The following is a 15,576-nucleotide window of genomic DNA, read 5'->3' as shown; positions in this document are numbered from 1 at the left end:
TGGGTCATGAAAGAAAATCTCACGGGCAGTAAGGCTCTTTACCGTCCTTGCTATTTTGGTCGGACTATATGTTGGAACACTCTGAATCAAAAAATGAACATGATCCTTATCCGTACCTATCTCCAAAAAATGGATTTCATACCTGTACTGAATATCTAGACACGTCTGACACAGAATCCTCTCAACTTTAGGACTTAGTACCAATCGGCGATATTTGGTCGAACAAACCAAATGATAGAGTAACAACGAAACGTTGTGGCTCTTATGTATATGGGTGCTTGAGCTCACGCTCAAGATTACTGTTTTTTTTCGTGCGAGGCAAGCCTCGGGGTATTTACCCCTCTAGAATAAAAAATGCCATTCAAAACTTGAATGGCATTTTCCTTAAAATTCATTAGTAAGAAAAGCTATTATACGTTAAATGCTTTTCTTTGTGGATAGTAGGCTACAGTTCCTAATTCCTCCTCAATTCTTAGTAATTGGTTATACTTTGCCATCCTATCTGACCTAGAGGCTGAACCTGTCTTTATTTGCCCAGTGTTTAGTGCAACAGCAAGATCAGCAATGGTATTATCTTCAGTCTCTCCTGAACGGTGAGACATCACTGAAGTGTATCCTGCGTTCTTAGCCATATTTATTGCAGCAATAGTCTCGGTAAGTGTTCCAATCTGGTTTACTTTAATCAAGATAGAGTTTGCAATACCTTCATTAATACCTCTAGATAAACGCTCTACATTAGTTACAAATAAATCATCACCTACTAACTGCACCTTATCTCCAATTTTATCAGTTAAAGCTTTCCATCCATCCCAGTCATTCTCATCCATTCCATCTTCAATAGAAATAATAGGATATTTAGCACTTAGATCTGCCAAATATTGAGCCTGCTCTTCAGAAGTTCTTACTACACCTTTATCTCCTTCAAATTTAGTATAGTCATATTTTCCATCAACATAGAATTCTGCAGCAGCACAGTCTAGAGCAATCATAATCTCATCTCCTAACTTATAGCCTGCTCTTTCCACTGCTTTTGCAATGGTATCCAATGCATCTTCAGTACCTCCTGGAAGGTTTGGAGCAAATCCACCTTCGTCACCAACAGCAGTACTCAATCCTCTTTCGTGAAGAACTGACTTTAGGTTATGGAAAATTTCAGTTCCCATTTGCATAGCATGCGAAAAACTATTTGCCTTAATTGGCATCACCATAAATTCTTGAAAGGCGATTGGAGCATCTGAATGCGAACCACCATTAATGATGTTCATCATTGGAACAGGTAGCGTGTTTGCACTTACCCCTCCTACATATCTAAATAGCGACATTCCCAACTCGTTAGCTGCAGCCTTTGCTACTGCCAAGGAAACACCAAGAATAGCATTAGCCCCTAATTTAGATTTATTAGGCGTACCGTCTAATTCAATCATAACCTGGTCTATCAAGTTTTGTTCAAAAACAGACATACCGAGAATTTCTTCTGCGATTAATGAATTTACATTCTCCACTGCCTTGGTCACCCCTTTACCCATAAAGGAATTACCACCATCACGTAATTCAACAGCCTCGTGCTCTCCTGTAGAAGCTCCAGAAGGAACTGCTGCTCTCCCCATAACTCCATTTTCAGTGATTACATCTACCTCTACTGTAGGATTACCTCTAGAATCCAAAATTTGTCGTGCATGAACACTTAGAATGATACTCATATATTGTGATTTTTGATTTTAATTAATTATTTACAAATATAATAAAGCAAGCTCGCATTCCCCTATAATTAAGAGGATAATAGCGATTTCACACTACTATTTACAGACTATAACGTTTTAGTTTGATGAAGATTCGATCATTTCAAAAAACTGATCAAAAAGGTAATTAGCATCATTAGGTCCTGGACTAGCTTCTGGATGATATTGTACCGAAAATATATTCTTCCCTTTCATTTTCATCCCAGCCAAAGTGTCGTCATTTAGATGCACATGAGTAATTTCTATATTTGGATTAGCCTCTGCTTCTTCTCTATTAACAGCGAAACCATGATTTTGAGATGTAATTTCCCCTTTTCCTGTTATAAGGTTCATTACAGGATGATTAATTCCCCTATGTCCATTATGCATTTTAAAAGTAGAAATCCCATTAGCAAGTGCCAATACTTGATGCCCAAGACAAATACCAAACAAAGGTTTTCCCGAGTCGATTATTTTCTTGGTAGCCACCACAGCTTCTTTCAAAGGATCGGGATCCCCAGGTCCATTAGAAATAAAATAAGCATCCGGATTCCATTCACTCATCTCTTCGAAAGAGGCATCGTAAGGAAACACTTTAATATAGGCATCCCTTTTTGCAAGGTTTCTCAGAATATTTCTTTTTATTCCAATATCTAAGGCAGAAATTTTATACTTAGCAGATTCTTCACCAAAATAGTATGGTTCTTTAGTAGAAACTTTAGATGCTAGCTCTAAACCTTTCATACTAGGCACTGCTGCCAATTTCTTCTTAAGCTCCTCTATGTTATTAACATCTGTAGAAATTACAGCATTCATTGCTCCATTATCTCTAATATAACCCACCAATGCCCTAGTGTCTACATCAGAGATAGCAAACAAATTACTTTTCTCCATAAATTCTAACAAGCTGGCGTCAGAAGATGGTCTAGAATGCGTATAGCTAAAATTCTTACAAACCAAACCAGCTATTTGTACCGTATCGGATTCCACTTCATCCACTTGCGTACCATAATTGCCAATATGAGCATTGCTTGTCACCATTATTTGACCAAAGTAAGAAGGATCGGTAAATACTTCTTGATATCCGGTCATTCCGGTACTAAAGCAAGCTTCTCCAAAGACCGTTCCCTCTTTGTCGCCTACAGACTTACCGTGAAAAATAGTTCCATCGGCCAATAACAATATTGCTTTTTTTCTTGTTTGATACTTCATTTTCTAGTGTTACCTTATTTTTTAATTGACAAAATGATATATACCAAGATGTTTCCTTGGTGCAGCTATTTTGCTCGACGCGATAAAGTTACGAGGAAGCTAGCTTATTTGATATAAAAAAAGGATATTATGTAATAATAGTTTTATTCTTTAGAGTCATCACCTTTAGATTCTGCTTTACTATCAGTATCAGCTTTAGACTCAGTATTAGCAGCTGGTGCTACAGGAGCTTCAGATTTCTTAGATCTTCTACTTCTTCTTGTAGTTTTCTGCTTAGTGGACTTGTCAGAATTATAAATTTCATTGAAATCTACCAACTCTATCATAGCCATATCAGCATTATCTCCAAGTCTATTACCCAGTTTAATAATTCTGGTATACCCTCCTGGTCTATCGCCAACTTTCTCCGCTACATTACTGAAAAGTTCAGTAATTGCATTTTTATCACGAAGATTTTTAAAAACGATACGACGATTATGAGTACCTTTTTCAAGAGTTTGATTATTCTCTGCCTTAGATCTAGTGATCAATGGCTCTACAAACTGCTTTAAAGCCTTGGCTTTAGCTACAGTTGTATTAATTCTCTTATGCTCTATTAAAGAACAAGCCATATTTGCTAACATAGCACTTCTATGGGCTGTCTTTCTTCCTAAATGATTAACTTTTTTGCCGTGTCTCATTGTACTTTTCTATAAACTTTTCTTAGATATGGTTATACCAATTCTTAAAAAGCGATATTAATCTTTATCTAATTTATATTTTGATAAATCCATTCCGAAACTCAATCCCTTGTTCATCACCAATTCTTCTAATTCGGTCAAGGATTTTTTACCAAAGTTTCTAAATTTCATTAAATCGTTCTTGTTATAGGCAACCAAGTCTCCCAAAGAATCCACTTCTGCTGCTTTTAAGCAGTTTAGCGCCCTTACAGAAAGGTCCAAGTCTACCAATTTAGTCTTTAAAAGCTGACGCATATGCAACGATTCCTCATCATAAGTTTCTGTTTGTGCAATCTCGTCTGCTTCCAAAGTAATACGCTCATCTGAAAACAACATAAAGTGGTGAATAAGAACTTTTGCTCCTTCGGTTAATGCGTCTTTCGGATGAATAGAACCATCGGTCTGAATTTCGAAAACCAATTTTTCGTAATCTGTTTTCTGCTCAACCCTAAAGTTCTCAATACTGTATTTAACGTTCTTTATAGGTGTAAAGATAGAATCTACAGCAATGGTACCTAACATAGCGTTGGATTTTTTATTCTCCTCTGCTGGTACATATCCTCTACCTTTTTCGATAGTGATATGCATGTTAATATTTACATTAGGCTCCATATTACAGATAACTAAATCTGGGTTTAACACCTGATAGCCTGAGATGAATTTTTGAAAATCACCTGCAGTTAACTGTTCTTTTCCACTAACGGAAATAGATACCGTTTCACTGTCCACGTCATCGATTTGTCTCTTAAAACGAACTTGCTTAAGATTTAAAATGATTTCGGTGACGTCTTCCACAACACCTGAAATTACAGAAAACTCGTGTTCTACCTTATCAATTCTGACAGAAGTGATAGCAAAGCCTTCCAAGGAAGAGAGCAGAACCCTTCTTAATGCGTTCCCAATAGTAAGGCCATAACCTGGTTCCAACGGACGAAATTCAAATTTGCCTTCGAAATCGGAGGAATCAATCATTATAACTTTATCGGGCTTCTGAAAATTTAATAATGCCATAATTGGATCAGTGTTGTTTTATTTTGAGTATAACTCAACTATTAATTGTTCTTTTATATTTTCCGGAATTTGCATTCTTTCCGGGATGGCAACAAAACTACCCTCCTTTTTTTCACTATTCCATGTGATCCACTCATATACGCTACTATGTGCGTCTAAAGAATCTACAATAGCCTTTAAGGATTTTGATTTTTCTCTTACTCCTACAACATCACCTGGCTTTAGGGTATAAGAAGGAATATTAACCAATTCCCCGTTAACAGTAATGTGTCTATGGGATACTAATTGTCTAGCTGCGCTTCTAGTAGGCGCAATACCCATTCTATAAACAACATTATCTAAACGAGACTCACAAAGTTGAAGTAATACCTCACCGGTAACTCCACCACTTCTATTGGCCTTTCCAAAAATGTTTCTAAATTGTTTTTCCAAAATACCGTAAGTGTATTTTGCTTTTTGCTTTTCCATTAACTGGATAGCGTATTCAGACTTTTTACCACGACGTCTGTTATTTCCGTGTTGTCCTGGAGGATAATTTCTTTTCTCAAAAGCTTTATCGTCTCCGAAAATCGCCTCGCCAAATTTACGAGCAATCTTTGTTTTTGGTCCTGTATATCTTGCCATTTTCTTTTATTTTAGAAGTGTGATCATGAATTAAGGCTTATCCTTCGATAATCGTAACTACACTCCTTGAAAATCCTTGTATTAGGATTAATTATTAAACTAATATAAATTAAACTCTTCTTCTTTTTGGTGGTCTACAACCGTTGTGTGGCATTGGGGTAATATCGATGATTTCGGTAACCTCAATTCCAGAGTTGTGTATAGCTCGGATAGCAGATTCTCTACCATTACCAGGCCCCTTTACATAAACCTTTACCTTTCTTAAACCAGCATCATGTGCTACTCTTGCACAATCCTCTGATGCAACTTGAGCCGCATAGGGAGTATTCTTTTTAGAACCTCTAAAACCCATTTTACCTGCTGAAGACCAAGAGATTACATCTCCTTTTTTATTGGTTAAAGAAACAATAATATTATTAAAAGAAGCAGTTACATGAGCTTCGCCCACAGACTCTACTATTACCTTGCGCTTCTTTGTCGCTTTTGCACTTGCCTTTGCCATAATATCCTAATTATTATTTAGTTACTTTTTTCTTATTAGCAACTGTTTTTCTCTTACCTTTTCTTGTCCTAGAGTTGTTCTTGGTTCTTTGACCTCTTAAAGGTAAACCAGATCTATGGCGTATACCTCTGTAACAACCTATGTCCATTAAACGCTTAATGTTCATTTGGTTTTCGGAACGCAATTCTCCTTCTATAGTTAAAGAAGAAACTGCCTCACGAATACGGCTAATCTCATCATCGTTCCAATCAGATACTTTAGTATCTTCACTTACTTGAGCTGCGGCTAAAATATCCTTAGCTCTACTTCTTCCTATACCAAAGATATAGGTTAGGGCTATAACCCCTCTTTTTTGTTTTGGTATATCTACACCTGCGATTCTTGCCATAACTACCCTTGTCTTTGTTTAAATCTAGGATTCTTTTTATTGATTACGTACAATCTGCCTTTTCTGCGCACTATTTTGCACTCGGCACTTCTTTTCTTTACTGATGCTCTAACTTTCATCCTATTTGCTTAATATCTATATGTAATTCTTGCTTTAGTTAAATCGTACGGACTCATTTCAAGTTTTACCTTATCTCCCGGAAGCAATTTAATGTAATGCATACGCATCTTCCCAGAGATATGTGCCGTTACCACATGACCGTTTTCCAACTCTACGCGGAACATAGCATTAGATAATGCTTCGATAATGCTTCCATCTTGCTCTATTGCTGCTTGTTTAGCCATACTACGCTACCTTTCTATTTTTACCAGTTTTCATCAATCCATCATAATGCCTATTCAGCAAATATGAATTTACTTGCTGTACAGTATCGATGGCAACACCTACCATAATCAATAAAGAAGTACCTCCATAAAACAAGGCCCACCCCATTTGAACACCCATCAACTTAGCAATAACTGCCGGCAATACAGCCAACAAAGCTAAGAAAATAGATCCTGGTAGAGTAATCAGGGACATTATCTTATCTAGATATTCCCCTGTTTCCTTTCCTGGTCTAATACCAGGAATAAATCCGCCGCTTCTTTTAAGATCATCAGCCATTTTGTTGGTTGGTACAGTAATCGCTGTATAGAAATAAGTAAATACAATGATTAAAAACCCAAACAATAAATTATAGGCTAAGCCAAAAATATCCTCAAACTGAACTTCCATCCATTGCCCAACAGCCGTATTATTAAATGTTTTACCAAGCAAACCTGGTGCAAACATTATAGCTTGTGCAAAGATAATAGGCATTACCCCAGAAGCATTCAATTTTAATGGAATATATTGTCTAGATCCCATGATATTTTTCTCATATCCACCAGAAGCTGTACGTCTAGCATACTGTACAGGAATCTGGCGTGTAGCCATAACCAATAGCACACACAACAAGATAACCGCGAACCATATAATAACCTCGATCAACATAAACATGAGACCTCCAGTATTGTTAGTGGTTCTAGAGACAAATTCCTGAACAAAACTCTGTGGCATATTAGCTATAATACCCACCATGATCAGTAGGGATATCCCGTTACCAATTCCTTTATCGGTAATTTTCTCCCCCAACCACATAGCAAAAATTGTTCCAGAAACTAATATTATTACCGATGGGATAATAAAATCAATTCCTTTTCCAAATACAAATGCACTGTCTGGAACCCCTAGAGCACCCAAACTATACAAATAAGTAGGAGCTTGAACAACACAAATACCGATGGTTAACCATCTAGTAATCTGATTAATGGTCTTTCTCCCACTTTCTCCTTCCTTCTGCAACTTCTGAAGATAAGGAATAGCTATTCCCATCAACTGAACTACAATGGAAGCAGAAATATATGGCATTATACCCAATGCAAAAACGGAGGCATTAGACAATGCTCCTCCGGTAAATGCATTTAAGATACCTAAAATACCGCTCTCTGTACTGGAAGACAAAGCCCCCAGCTGAGTAGAATCTATACCTGGAAGCACAACTTGTGCACCAAACCGATACACTAAAAGCAAGCCTAGGGTTACAATAATCCTACCCTTAAGCTCATCAATCTTCCAAATATTTGATAATGTATCGAAAAATTTCTTCATAGTATTCTTTGACTTATAAACTTATTGCTTCACCACCTGCAGCTTCAATAGCAGCTTTTGCAGTAGCAGTAAATTTATGTGCAGAAACTTTAAGAGATGCCTTAAGTTCCCCTCCACCTAATATTTTAACTAAGTCGTTTTTTCCGACCAATCCATTTTCAATAAGAGTATCTAAAGAAACTGCATCCTTAGCGATTCCCTTATCTACTAATTCTTGAATTTTATCTAGATTGATACCAGCATAATCCTTACGGTTTATGTTAGTAAAGCCAAATTTAGGAACACGTCTTTGCAACGGCATCTGACCCCCTTCAAAACCAAGTTTCTTAGAATAACCAGATCTAGATTTAGCTCCTTTATGTCCTCTGGTTGCGGTGCCACCTTTACCAGAACCTTGTCCTCTACCTACAACTTTTCCGGCTCGTTGTTTTGCACCTTCCGCAGGTTTTAAATTACTTAAATTCATAACACTAAAATTTTTAAGCTTCTACAATAGAAACTAAGTGTTTAACTTTATTTACCATACCTAGGATATTAGGGGTGTCATCATGTTCTACCACCTGTCCTATTCTTCGTAAGCCAAGAGCCTCTAAGGTCCTCTTTTGATTTTGAGCCCTATTAATTGCGCTCCTCACCTGTTTTACTTTAATCTTTGCCATGTTTATCAGTATTCAGCATTCAGTAATCAGTAATCAGTACCAGCAGTTTGCTTTGTTTAAACGCAGCAGTTATACTAACTAATACCCAGTACCTAATACTTAGTACTATAAATTTATCCTTTAAAAACTTTTTCCAAGGAAACACCTCTCTGAAGAGCTACCGTTTTGGCATCTCTCAATTGTAAAAGTGCATCAAAGGTAGCTTTCACCACGTTATGCGGGTTAGACGAACCTTGAGATTTAGATAAAACATCCTGAACCCCTACAGATTCCAATACGGCCCTTACAGCACCACCGGCAATAACCCCGGTACCTTCAGAAGCAGGCTGAATATATACTCTTGCCCCACCGTATTTACCTTTTTGCTCATGTGGCAAAGTTCCTTTATTAAGAGGTATTCTTATAAGGTTCTTTTTGGCATCTTCGATTGCTTTTGCAATAGCAGTAGCGACTTCCTTGGATTTCCCAAGACCGTGACCTACAACACCATTCTCATCTCCAACAATAACGATAGCGGAAAATCCGAACGCTCTACCACCTTTGGTAACTTTGGTAACACGTTGTATCCCTACCAATTTATCTTTTAATTCTAAACCTCCCGGCTTAACAGTCTCTACGTTTTTGTATTTCTGGTACATAATATTCTTAGAATTTTAATCCTGCTTCCCTTGCGCCTTCGGCCAATGATTTCACTCGTCCGTGGTATAAATTACCACCTCTGTCAAAAGCAACCGATTCTATACCGGCTTCCTTTGCTTTCTCGGCGATAGCTTTACCTACCAAGTTCGCAACTTCTGTTTTAGATCCTTTTGATTTTGCCAATTCCTTATCTCTTGATGAAGCAGCAGCTAAAGTAGTTCCAGCTACATCATCAATTAATTGAGCATATATTTCACTATTACTTCTAAAAACAGCTAGCCTTGGTTTTTGTGCAGTACCTGTGGATGTTTTTCTTATCCTCCTTCTGATACGTAGTTTTCTTTCAGTCTTTGATAATCCCATATTCCTAATTATTAGGCTGATTTACCAGCTTTTCTTCTTAATTCTTCTCCTACGAATTTAATTCCCTTTCCTTTGTAAGGCTCTGGCTTACGGAAGGATCTAATTTTAGCAGCCACTTGACCAACTAATTGTTTATCATGGGAACTAAGCTTCACGATAGGATTCTTTCCTTTATCCGAGACAGTCTCTATTTTTACCTCTGGGGCCACATCTAAAATAATATTATGCGAGAAACCTAATGCAAGATCTAATTTCTGACCTTGGTGACTTGCTCGATATCCTACACCGACCAACTCAAGCTCTTTTACCCAACCCTTAGAAACTCCTTGGGTCATATTATATATCAAAGATCTATAAAGACCATGTTTTGCCTTATGTTCCTTAGAATCTGATGGTCTTGTAACAAAAATTTGACCATCCTCTACCTTTACACCTGCTCCAGAAAATTCTTGGGAAAGTGTCCCCAACTTACCTTTTACGGTAACAACATCTTCCTTTACTTCTACGGTTACTCCCTCTGGAATTGCTATTGGATTATTACCTGTTCTAGACATTCTTCTAAATCTTTAGTGTATTAATAGACATAACATAAAACTTCCCCACCTGCATTCTCAAGCTTCGCTTGCTTACTCGTCATTACCCCATGAGAAGTTGAAACGATGGCAATACCAAGACCATTTAGAACTCTAGGCAACTCCTTAGAGTTAGCATATTTTCTAAGTCCAGGCTTACTCACTCGTTGTAATTTTCTGATGACAGGTTCTTTTGTGAACTTATCATACTTTAAAGCGATCTTAATAATACCTTGTGTAGAATCGTCCTCAAATTTGTAGCTTAAAATATATCCTTGATCGAATAATATTTTAGTAATTTCTTTCTTTAGATTGGAAGCAGGTATTTCTACCACTCTGTGCCCTGCACGACTTGCGTTCCTAATTCTTGTTAAGTAATCCGAAATTGGATCTGTGAACATAGTTATTGATTTACGGTAACGGTTTTTAACTTTATTGTTAAACCTGCAACCTGTTTATAATTATTTTACCAGCTAGCTTTTTTAACACCTGGTATAAGACCATTATTTGCAAGCTCCCTAAAGGTAACCCTAGATACACCAAAAGTTCTCATATAACCTCTTGGTCTACCTGTAAGTTTACAACGATTGTGCAAACGCACAGGAGATGCATTTTTTGGCAACCTTTGCAATGCTTCATAATCTCCAGCTTCTTTTAAAGCCTTCCTTTTTTCAGCATATTTAGCTACGGTCTTTTGTCTTTTGACCTCACGGGCCTTCATAGATTCTTTAGCCATACTAATTCTTTTTAAAAGGTAATCCTAATTCAGTTAATAATGATTTGGATTCTTTATCTGTCTCCGCAGAGGTTACAAAGGTAATATCCATTCCATTGATTTTATTAATTTTATCAATGTTTATTTCAGGAAAAATGATTTGCTCCTCAATTCCAAGGCTATAATTACCTCTTCCATCAAAGCCAGTAGCCTTAATTCCCTGGAAATCTCTTACCCTTGGAAGGGCAGTTGTAACCAATCTATCCAAAAACTCGTACATTCTTTCTCCACGTAAAGTAACTTTTGCCCCGATAGGCATACCTTTACGAAGCTTAAATGCAGCGACGTCCTTTTTAGAATTTGTTGCAATTGCTTTTTGACCAGTGATTAAAGTTAATTCATCCACTGCATAGTCAATAAGCTTTTTGTCCGCAACAGCGGCACCAACACCCCTACTTACAACAATTTTCTCTAATTTAGGAACTTGCATTACATTTTTGTAACCAAATTCTTCCTGAAGAGCCTTTATAACTCTTTCTTTATATTCTTGTTTTAATCTTGGAACGTAAGCCATAACTAAATTACTTCTTTAGATTTCTTAGAAAACCTCACTTTTTTACCATCTCTTACCTCAAATCCTACTCTTGTAGCCTCTCCCGACTTAGGGTCGATTAAGGATAGGTTAGAAATGCTCAAAGGAGCCTCTTTCTTCACGATACCTCCTTGCGGATTGTTCGCACTTGGCTTTTCGTGTTTAGATACCATATTAGCACCTTCAACGATTGCCTTGTTCTTCTCACGGTCTACCTTGATCACTTTACCTTCAACTCCTTTGTGGTCTCCAGCAATAATTCTAACGGTATCCCCTGTTTTTATTTTCAATTTTCCCATTTTGCTATTTTTATTAAAGCACCTCTGGAGCCAATGATATAATTTTCATGAACTGTTTATCACGAAGTTCTCTGGCCACAGGACCAAATACTCGCGTACCTCTCATCTCCCCAGTAGGGTTTAAAAGTACACATGCATTATCGTCAAAACGAATATAAGAGCCGTCAGGTCTTCTAACCTCTTTTTTTGTTCTTACAACAACCGCCGTGGAAACTGCACCTTTTTTTATTGCTCCGTTTGGAGTAGCTTCCTTAACGGTAACTACTATTTTATCTCCAACAGAAGCATATCTTCTTTTTGTACCTCCAAGCACACGAATGGTCAAAACTTCTTTTGCCCCCGTATTGTCCGCTACTTTTAGTCTAGATTCTTGCTGTAACATAATTATTTAGCTCTTTCTATGATTTCAACTAATCTCCAACATTTGGTTTTACTTAATGGTCGTGTCTCCATTATTTTCACAGTATCGCCAATATTGCAATCGTTCTTTTCATCGTGCGCAACATATTTCTTTGTTCTCAACACGAACTTTCCGTACATAGGGTGTTTTACTCGCTTAACTTCAGAAACCACTACTGATTTCTCCATTTTGTTGCTAGTAACAACGCCTATTCTCTCTTTTCTTAAATTCCTTTTTTCCATAAAGCAGAACCAATTATTGTAATTCTCTTTTTGTTAATTCAGTTGCCAATCTCGCCACCGTTCTTCTCACACTTCTAATAAGCAAAGGATTCTCTAATGGTGTTACGGAATGAGCCATTTTAAGATCAGAGTACTGCTTTTTAAATTCAGCTTTCTTTTCTTTCAGCTCTTCAACTGATAATTCTTTAATTTCTGATTGTTTCATGATTCCTTGCAATTATATTAAGCAGAATAGTCCCTAGCAATAATAAATTTTGTTCTAACCGGTAATTTCTGCGCTGCAAGACGTAATGCCTCTTTTGCAACATCAATTGAAACTCCAGCTACTTCAAACATTATCCTTCCTGGCAACACTCTAGCCACAAAATATTCTGGGGCACCTTTACCTTTACCCATACGAACTTCTAAAGGCTTTCTAGTGATAGGCTTGTCTGGAAATATTTTAATCCACAACTGACCTTCCCTTTTCATATATCTAGTTGCCGCGATACGAGCTGCTTCTATTTGCCTAGATGTGATGAAGGAGGTATCCAAGGATTTAATCCCGAACATACCGTTGGAAAGTTGATGTCCCCTTCCAGCGATCCCTTTCATACGCCCTTTCTGCGTTTTGCGGTACTTAGTTCTTTTTGGCTGTAACATTTTCTTTAATTCTTTAAAAAATTACTTTCTACGACGTTGTTTCTTCGGTCCTTCGTGCTTACCACCTTTTCCACCAGTCTGACCCTTTGCCATACCAACTAAAGGAGAAAGCTCTCTCTTACCGTAAACCTCACCTTTCATGATCCAAACTTTGATTCCCAATCTTCCGTAAGAAGTATGAGCTTCATGCAATGCATAATCAATGTCTGCTCTAAAAGTTGATAAAGGTATTCTACCGTCTTTATAAGACTCAGATCTTGCCATCTCAGCTCCGTTCAAACGCCCAGAAATCTGAATTTTAATTCCTTCAGCATTCATTCTCATCGCTGCAGCAATTGCCATCTTAATAGCTCTCCTAAAAGATATTCTGCTTTCAATCTGACGAGCAACACTAGCCGCAACAAGATTAGCGTCTAATTCAGGTCTCTTGATCTCAAAAATGTTGATCTGAATCTCCTTATTAGTAATTTTCTTAAGCTCCTCTTTTAATTTATCAACCTCTTGACCGCCTTTTCCGATAATAATACCAGGTCTAGCCGTAGTAATGGTAACGGTAATTAACTTAAGTGTACGCTCTATGATGATTCTGGAAACACTCGCTTTCGCTAAACGTGCATGTATATACTTCCTAATCTTGTCGTCTTCGGCAAGTTTATCACCATAATCATTTCCACCGTACCAGTTAGATTCCCATCCCCTGATAATACCTAGGCGATTTCCGATTGGATTTGTTTTCTGTCCCATACTAAATGCTCTAGCTTTGTGTGTTATTATTAGATCCCAAAACCAAAGTAACATGGTTGGAACGTTTTCTTATTCTGTGCGCTCTACCTTGAGGTGCAGGACGTAGTCTCTTTAACATACTTCCACTATCTACTCTGATCTCTTTTATAAAAAGCTCAGCATCCTCAATATCAGCATCTTCATTCTTGGCTTGCCAGTTTGCTATTGCGGACAATAACAATTTCTCTAGCCTTCGAGAAGCTTCTTTAGGGTTAAACTTCAAGATAGCAAGTGCTTTTTCAATCTGCACTCCTCTTACTAGATCCGCTACTAAGCGCATTTTTCTAGGAGAGGTAGGGCAATTATTTAATTTAGCAAATGCAACTTGTTGCTTCTCCGCTTTTATCCTTTCGGCCATTTGTCTTTTTCGAACTCCCATAGCTTACTACTTTTTACCTTTATTTTTTGCTCCAGCATGACCTCTAAAAGATCTTGTAGGAGAAAATTCACCTAATTTGTGACCCACCATGTTCTCTGTTACAAAAACTGGAACAAATTGTTTTCCGTTATGCACTGCTATTGTTTGCCCCACAAAATCTGGAGTAATCATAGATGCTCTAGACCATGTCTTAATGACTGCCTTTTTACCGGATTCTACATTTTGCTGGACTTTCTTATCCAAACTATAGTGAACGTAAGGTCCTTTCTTTAATGAACGTGCCATTTCTTTCTACTTTTTATTTCTTTCTACGTTCTAATATATACTTGTTGGTACTCTTGGTCCTAGAACGAGTTCTATACCCTTTAGCAGGGATACCGTTCCTAGATCTTGGATGTCCTCCAGAAGCTCTACCTTCACCACCACCCATTGGGTGATCAATTGGGTTCATCGCTACTGGTCTAGTCCTTGGTCTTCTACCTAACCATCTGCTTCTACCTGCTTTACCAGATACCAATAGTTGATGATCGTGGTTAGACACAGCACCTATAGTCGCCATACATTCAGACAAGATTAATCTAGTCTCTCCAGATGGTAACTTAATGGTGACAAATTTACCTTCCTTAGCCATTAACTGAGCAAAAGTACCGGCACTTCTCGCCATAACAGCTCCCTGACCTGGACGTAGCTCTATTGCTGAAATAACAGTTCCTAAAGGAATAGATTTCAAAGGAAGTGCATTTCCAATCTCTGGCGCTACATTAGCTCCAGAAACTACTTCTTGCCCAACTTGTAATCCACTTGGAGCAATAATGTATCTCTTCTCGCCATCAGCGTAAGATAATAAGGCAATAAAGCCTGTTCTGTTAGGATCGTATTCAACCGACTTCACTGTAGCGACAACATCTTGTTTATCCCTTTTGAAATCGATTACACGATACCTTCTTTTATGACCACCACCTTTTTGGCGTATAGTCATCTTTCCTTGACTGTTTCTACCTCCGGACTTTTTTATCGGAGCAAGCAAGCTTTTCTCCGGCTTATCAGTAGTGATGGCGTCAAATCCGTTTACTACTCTAAAACGCTGTCCTGGAGTGACTGGTTTTAATTTTCTAACTGACATTTTTTGTCTTTATAGATTACTGTAAAAATCAATAATATCTCCCTCTGCAAGATCAACAATAGCTTTTTTATAAGCATTGGTCTTCCCGTGTTGCACTCCTGTTTTGGTGTAACGCGATTTGCGTGAAGGTCCATAATTCATTGTTCGAACTTTCTCAACTGTAACGCCATAAGTAGCCTCTACTGCTTCTTTGACTTGAATCTTGTTTACTCTAGGATCCACAAGAAAACCATAGCGATTGTTCAATTCGCTTTCAGCTGTCATTTTTTCCGTAATAATTGGCTTTATTAACACACTCATGGCCT

At 37.6% G+C, this 15,576-nt stretch carries 29 protein-coding genes; all 29 read right to left on the bottom strand.

The features are described from left to right. Positions 1-288 (bottom strand): IS200/IS605 family transposase (gene tnpA / locus H344_RS21405; RefSeq protein WP_169514958.1); only part of this gene is annotated, 288 nt, incomplete at its 3' end. Positions 289-410: 122 nt separating this feature from the next. Continuing rightward, positions 411-1,700 (bottom strand): phosphopyruvate hydratase, encoded by a 1,290-nt coding sequence (eno, locus tag H344_RS0109170; RefSeq protein WP_026810049.1) that lies wholly within the window; start codon positions 1,698-1,700, stop codon positions 411-413. 117 nt (positions 1,701-1,817) lie between these two features. Next, a complete protein-coding gene (carA, locus tag H344_RS0109165; RefSeq protein WP_026810048.1) occupies positions 1,818-2,930 on the bottom strand; it encodes a glutamine-hydrolyzing carbamoyl-phosphate synthase small subunit in 1,113 nt (370 codons plus the stop codon). A 143-nt stretch (positions 2,931-3,073) separates the two neighbouring features. Continuing rightward, on the bottom strand, positions 3,074-3,610 hold the full coding sequence (gene rplQ / locus H344_RS0109160; protein WP_026810047.1) for a 50S ribosomal protein L17: 537 nt from the start codon (positions 3,608-3,610) through the stop codon (positions 3,074-3,076). A gap of 57 nt (positions 3,611-3,667) precedes the next feature. Then, positions 3,668-4,660: a DNA-directed RNA polymerase subunit alpha gene (locus H344_RS0109155; RefSeq protein WP_026810046.1), complete on the bottom strand. Its 993-nt coding sequence runs from the start codon at positions 4,658-4,660 to the stop codon at positions 3,668-3,670. An 18-nt stretch (positions 4,661-4,678) separates the two neighbouring features. Beyond that, positions 4,679-5,284: a 30S ribosomal protein S4 gene (gene rpsD, locus H344_RS0109150; RefSeq protein ID WP_026810045.1), complete on the bottom strand. Its 606-nt coding sequence runs from the start codon at positions 5,282-5,284 to the stop codon at positions 4,679-4,681. Between the two features lie 109 nt (positions 5,285-5,393). Continuing rightward, complete coding sequence (rpsK, locus tag H344_RS0109145; RefSeq protein WP_026810044.1) at positions 5,394-5,786, bottom strand: 30S ribosomal protein S11; 393 nt, start codon at positions 5,784-5,786, stop codon at positions 5,394-5,396. A gap of 13 nt (positions 5,787-5,799) precedes the next feature. After that, positions 5,800-6,174, bottom strand: a complete 375-nt coding sequence (gene rpsM / locus H344_RS0109140) for a 30S ribosomal protein S13 (RefSeq protein WP_026810043.1) — start codon at positions 6,172-6,174, stop codon at positions 5,800-5,802. Between the two features lie 2 nt (positions 6,175-6,176). Beyond that, positions 6,177-6,293 (bottom strand): type B 50S ribosomal protein L36, encoded by a 117-nt coding sequence (gene ykgO / locus H344_RS21400; RefSeq protein ID WP_073370549.1) that lies wholly within the window; start codon positions 6,291-6,293, stop codon positions 6,177-6,179. A gap of 9 nt (positions 6,294-6,302) precedes the next feature. Next, entirely contained in the window at positions 6,303-6,518 is a 216-nt protein-coding gene (gene infA, locus H344_RS0109135) for a translation initiation factor IF-1 (protein WP_013305172.1), read from the bottom strand. A 1-nt stretch (position 6,519) separates the two neighbouring features. Next, on the bottom strand, positions 6,520-7,863 hold the full coding sequence (gene secY, locus H344_RS0109130) for a preprotein translocase subunit SecY (protein ID WP_026810042.1): 1,344 nt from the start codon (positions 7,861-7,863) through the stop codon (positions 6,520-6,522). 13 nt (positions 7,864-7,876) lie between these two features. Beyond that, a complete protein-coding gene (gene rplO / locus H344_RS0109125) occupies positions 7,877-8,329 on the bottom strand; it encodes a 50S ribosomal protein L15 (protein WP_026810041.1) in 453 nt (150 codons plus the stop codon). 13 nt (positions 8,330-8,342) lie between these two features. Next, complete coding sequence (rpmD, locus tag H344_RS0109120; RefSeq protein ID WP_026810040.1) at positions 8,343-8,522, bottom strand: 50S ribosomal protein L30; 180 nt, start codon at positions 8,520-8,522, stop codon at positions 8,343-8,345. A 113-nt stretch (positions 8,523-8,635) separates the two neighbouring features. After that, a complete protein-coding gene (gene rpsE / locus H344_RS0109115) occupies positions 8,636-9,160 on the bottom strand; it encodes a 30S ribosomal protein S5 (protein ID WP_026810039.1) in 525 nt (174 codons plus the stop codon). A 7-nt stretch (positions 9,161-9,167) separates the two neighbouring features. After that, entirely contained in the window at positions 9,168-9,524 is a 357-nt protein-coding gene (gene rplR, locus H344_RS0109110) for a 50S ribosomal protein L18 (protein WP_026810038.1), read from the bottom strand. Between the two features lie 11 nt (positions 9,525-9,535). Then, on the bottom strand, positions 9,536-10,078 hold the full coding sequence (gene rplF, locus H344_RS0109105; protein ID WP_026810037.1) for a 50S ribosomal protein L6: 543 nt from the start codon (positions 10,076-10,078) through the stop codon (positions 9,536-9,538). Between the two features lie 20 nt (positions 10,079-10,098). Continuing rightward, positions 10,099-10,497, bottom strand: a complete 399-nt coding sequence (gene rpsH / locus H344_RS0109100; RefSeq protein WP_026810036.1) for a 30S ribosomal protein S8 — start codon at positions 10,495-10,497, stop codon at positions 10,099-10,101. A 65-nt stretch (positions 10,498-10,562) separates the two neighbouring features. Further along, positions 10,563-10,832 (bottom strand): 30S ribosomal protein S14, encoded by a 270-nt coding sequence (gene rpsN, locus H344_RS0109095; RefSeq protein ID WP_026810035.1) that lies wholly within the window; start codon positions 10,830-10,832, stop codon positions 10,563-10,565. Between the two features lies 1 nt (position 10,833). Further along, the gene (gene rplE, locus H344_RS0109090) at positions 10,834-11,385 is read right to left on the bottom strand and encodes a 50S ribosomal protein L5 (RefSeq protein WP_026810034.1); all 552 of its coding nucleotides are present in this window, start codon (positions 11,383-11,385) and stop codon (positions 10,834-10,836) included. 2 nt (positions 11,386-11,387) lie between these two features. Next, positions 11,388-11,702: a 50S ribosomal protein L24 gene (gene rplX, locus H344_RS0109085; protein WP_026810033.1), complete on the bottom strand. Its 315-nt coding sequence runs from the start codon at positions 11,700-11,702 to the stop codon at positions 11,388-11,390. Between the two features lie 13 nt (positions 11,703-11,715). Next, complete coding sequence (gene rplN, locus H344_RS0109080; protein ID WP_026810032.1) at positions 11,716-12,084, bottom strand: 50S ribosomal protein L14; 369 nt, start codon at positions 12,082-12,084, stop codon at positions 11,716-11,718. 2 nt (positions 12,085-12,086) lie between these two features. Further along, positions 12,087-12,344 carry a 30S ribosomal protein S17 gene (rpsQ, locus tag H344_RS0109075; protein WP_026810031.1) on the bottom strand — a complete coding sequence of 86 codons (258 nt, stop codon included), beginning with the start codon at positions 12,342-12,344 and terminating at the stop codon, positions 12,087-12,089. 13 nt (positions 12,345-12,357) lie between these two features. Continuing rightward, complete coding sequence (rpmC, locus tag H344_RS0109070) at positions 12,358-12,549, bottom strand: 50S ribosomal protein L29 (RefSeq protein WP_026810030.1); 192 nt, start codon at positions 12,547-12,549, stop codon at positions 12,358-12,360. A 17-nt stretch (positions 12,550-12,566) separates the two neighbouring features. Further along, positions 12,567-12,986 (bottom strand): 50S ribosomal protein L16, encoded by a 420-nt coding sequence (rplP, locus tag H344_RS0109065; RefSeq protein ID WP_026810029.1) that lies wholly within the window; start codon positions 12,984-12,986, stop codon positions 12,567-12,569. A gap of 21 nt (positions 12,987-13,007) precedes the next feature. After that, positions 13,008-13,730, bottom strand: coding sequence for a 30S ribosomal protein S3 (rpsC, locus tag H344_RS0109060; RefSeq protein WP_026810028.1), 723 nt, complete (start codon positions 13,728-13,730; stop codon positions 13,008-13,010). 10 nt (positions 13,731-13,740) lie between these two features. Beyond that, positions 13,741-14,148: a 50S ribosomal protein L22 gene (gene rplV / locus H344_RS0109055; RefSeq protein WP_026810027.1), complete on the bottom strand. Its 408-nt coding sequence runs from the start codon at positions 14,146-14,148 to the stop codon at positions 13,741-13,743. Positions 14,149-14,154: 6 nt separating this feature from the next. Beyond that, a complete protein-coding gene (gene rpsS, locus H344_RS0109050) occupies positions 14,155-14,433 on the bottom strand; it encodes a 30S ribosomal protein S19 (RefSeq protein WP_026810026.1) in 279 nt (92 codons plus the stop codon). Between the two features lie 13 nt (positions 14,434-14,446). Beyond that, a complete protein-coding gene (gene rplB / locus H344_RS0109045) occupies positions 14,447-15,271 on the bottom strand; it encodes a 50S ribosomal protein L2 (protein WP_026810025.1) in 825 nt (274 codons plus the stop codon). A gap of 9 nt (positions 15,272-15,280) precedes the next feature. Then, positions 15,281-15,571, bottom strand: coding sequence for a 50S ribosomal protein L23 (rplW, locus tag H344_RS0109040; RefSeq protein WP_026810024.1), 291 nt, complete (start codon positions 15,569-15,571; stop codon positions 15,281-15,283). Between the last annotated feature and the right edge of the window lie 5 nt (positions 15,572-15,576).

The sequence above is a fragment of the Arenibacter latericius DSM 15913 genome, assembly GCF_000424985.1.
Taxonomy (GTDB): domain Bacteria; phylum Bacteroidota; class Bacteroidia; order Flavobacteriales; family Flavobacteriaceae; genus Arenibacter; species Arenibacter latericius.
Note: the sequence above shows the minus strand (reverse complement) of the source record. Positions and strands in the feature narration are given on the sequence as shown.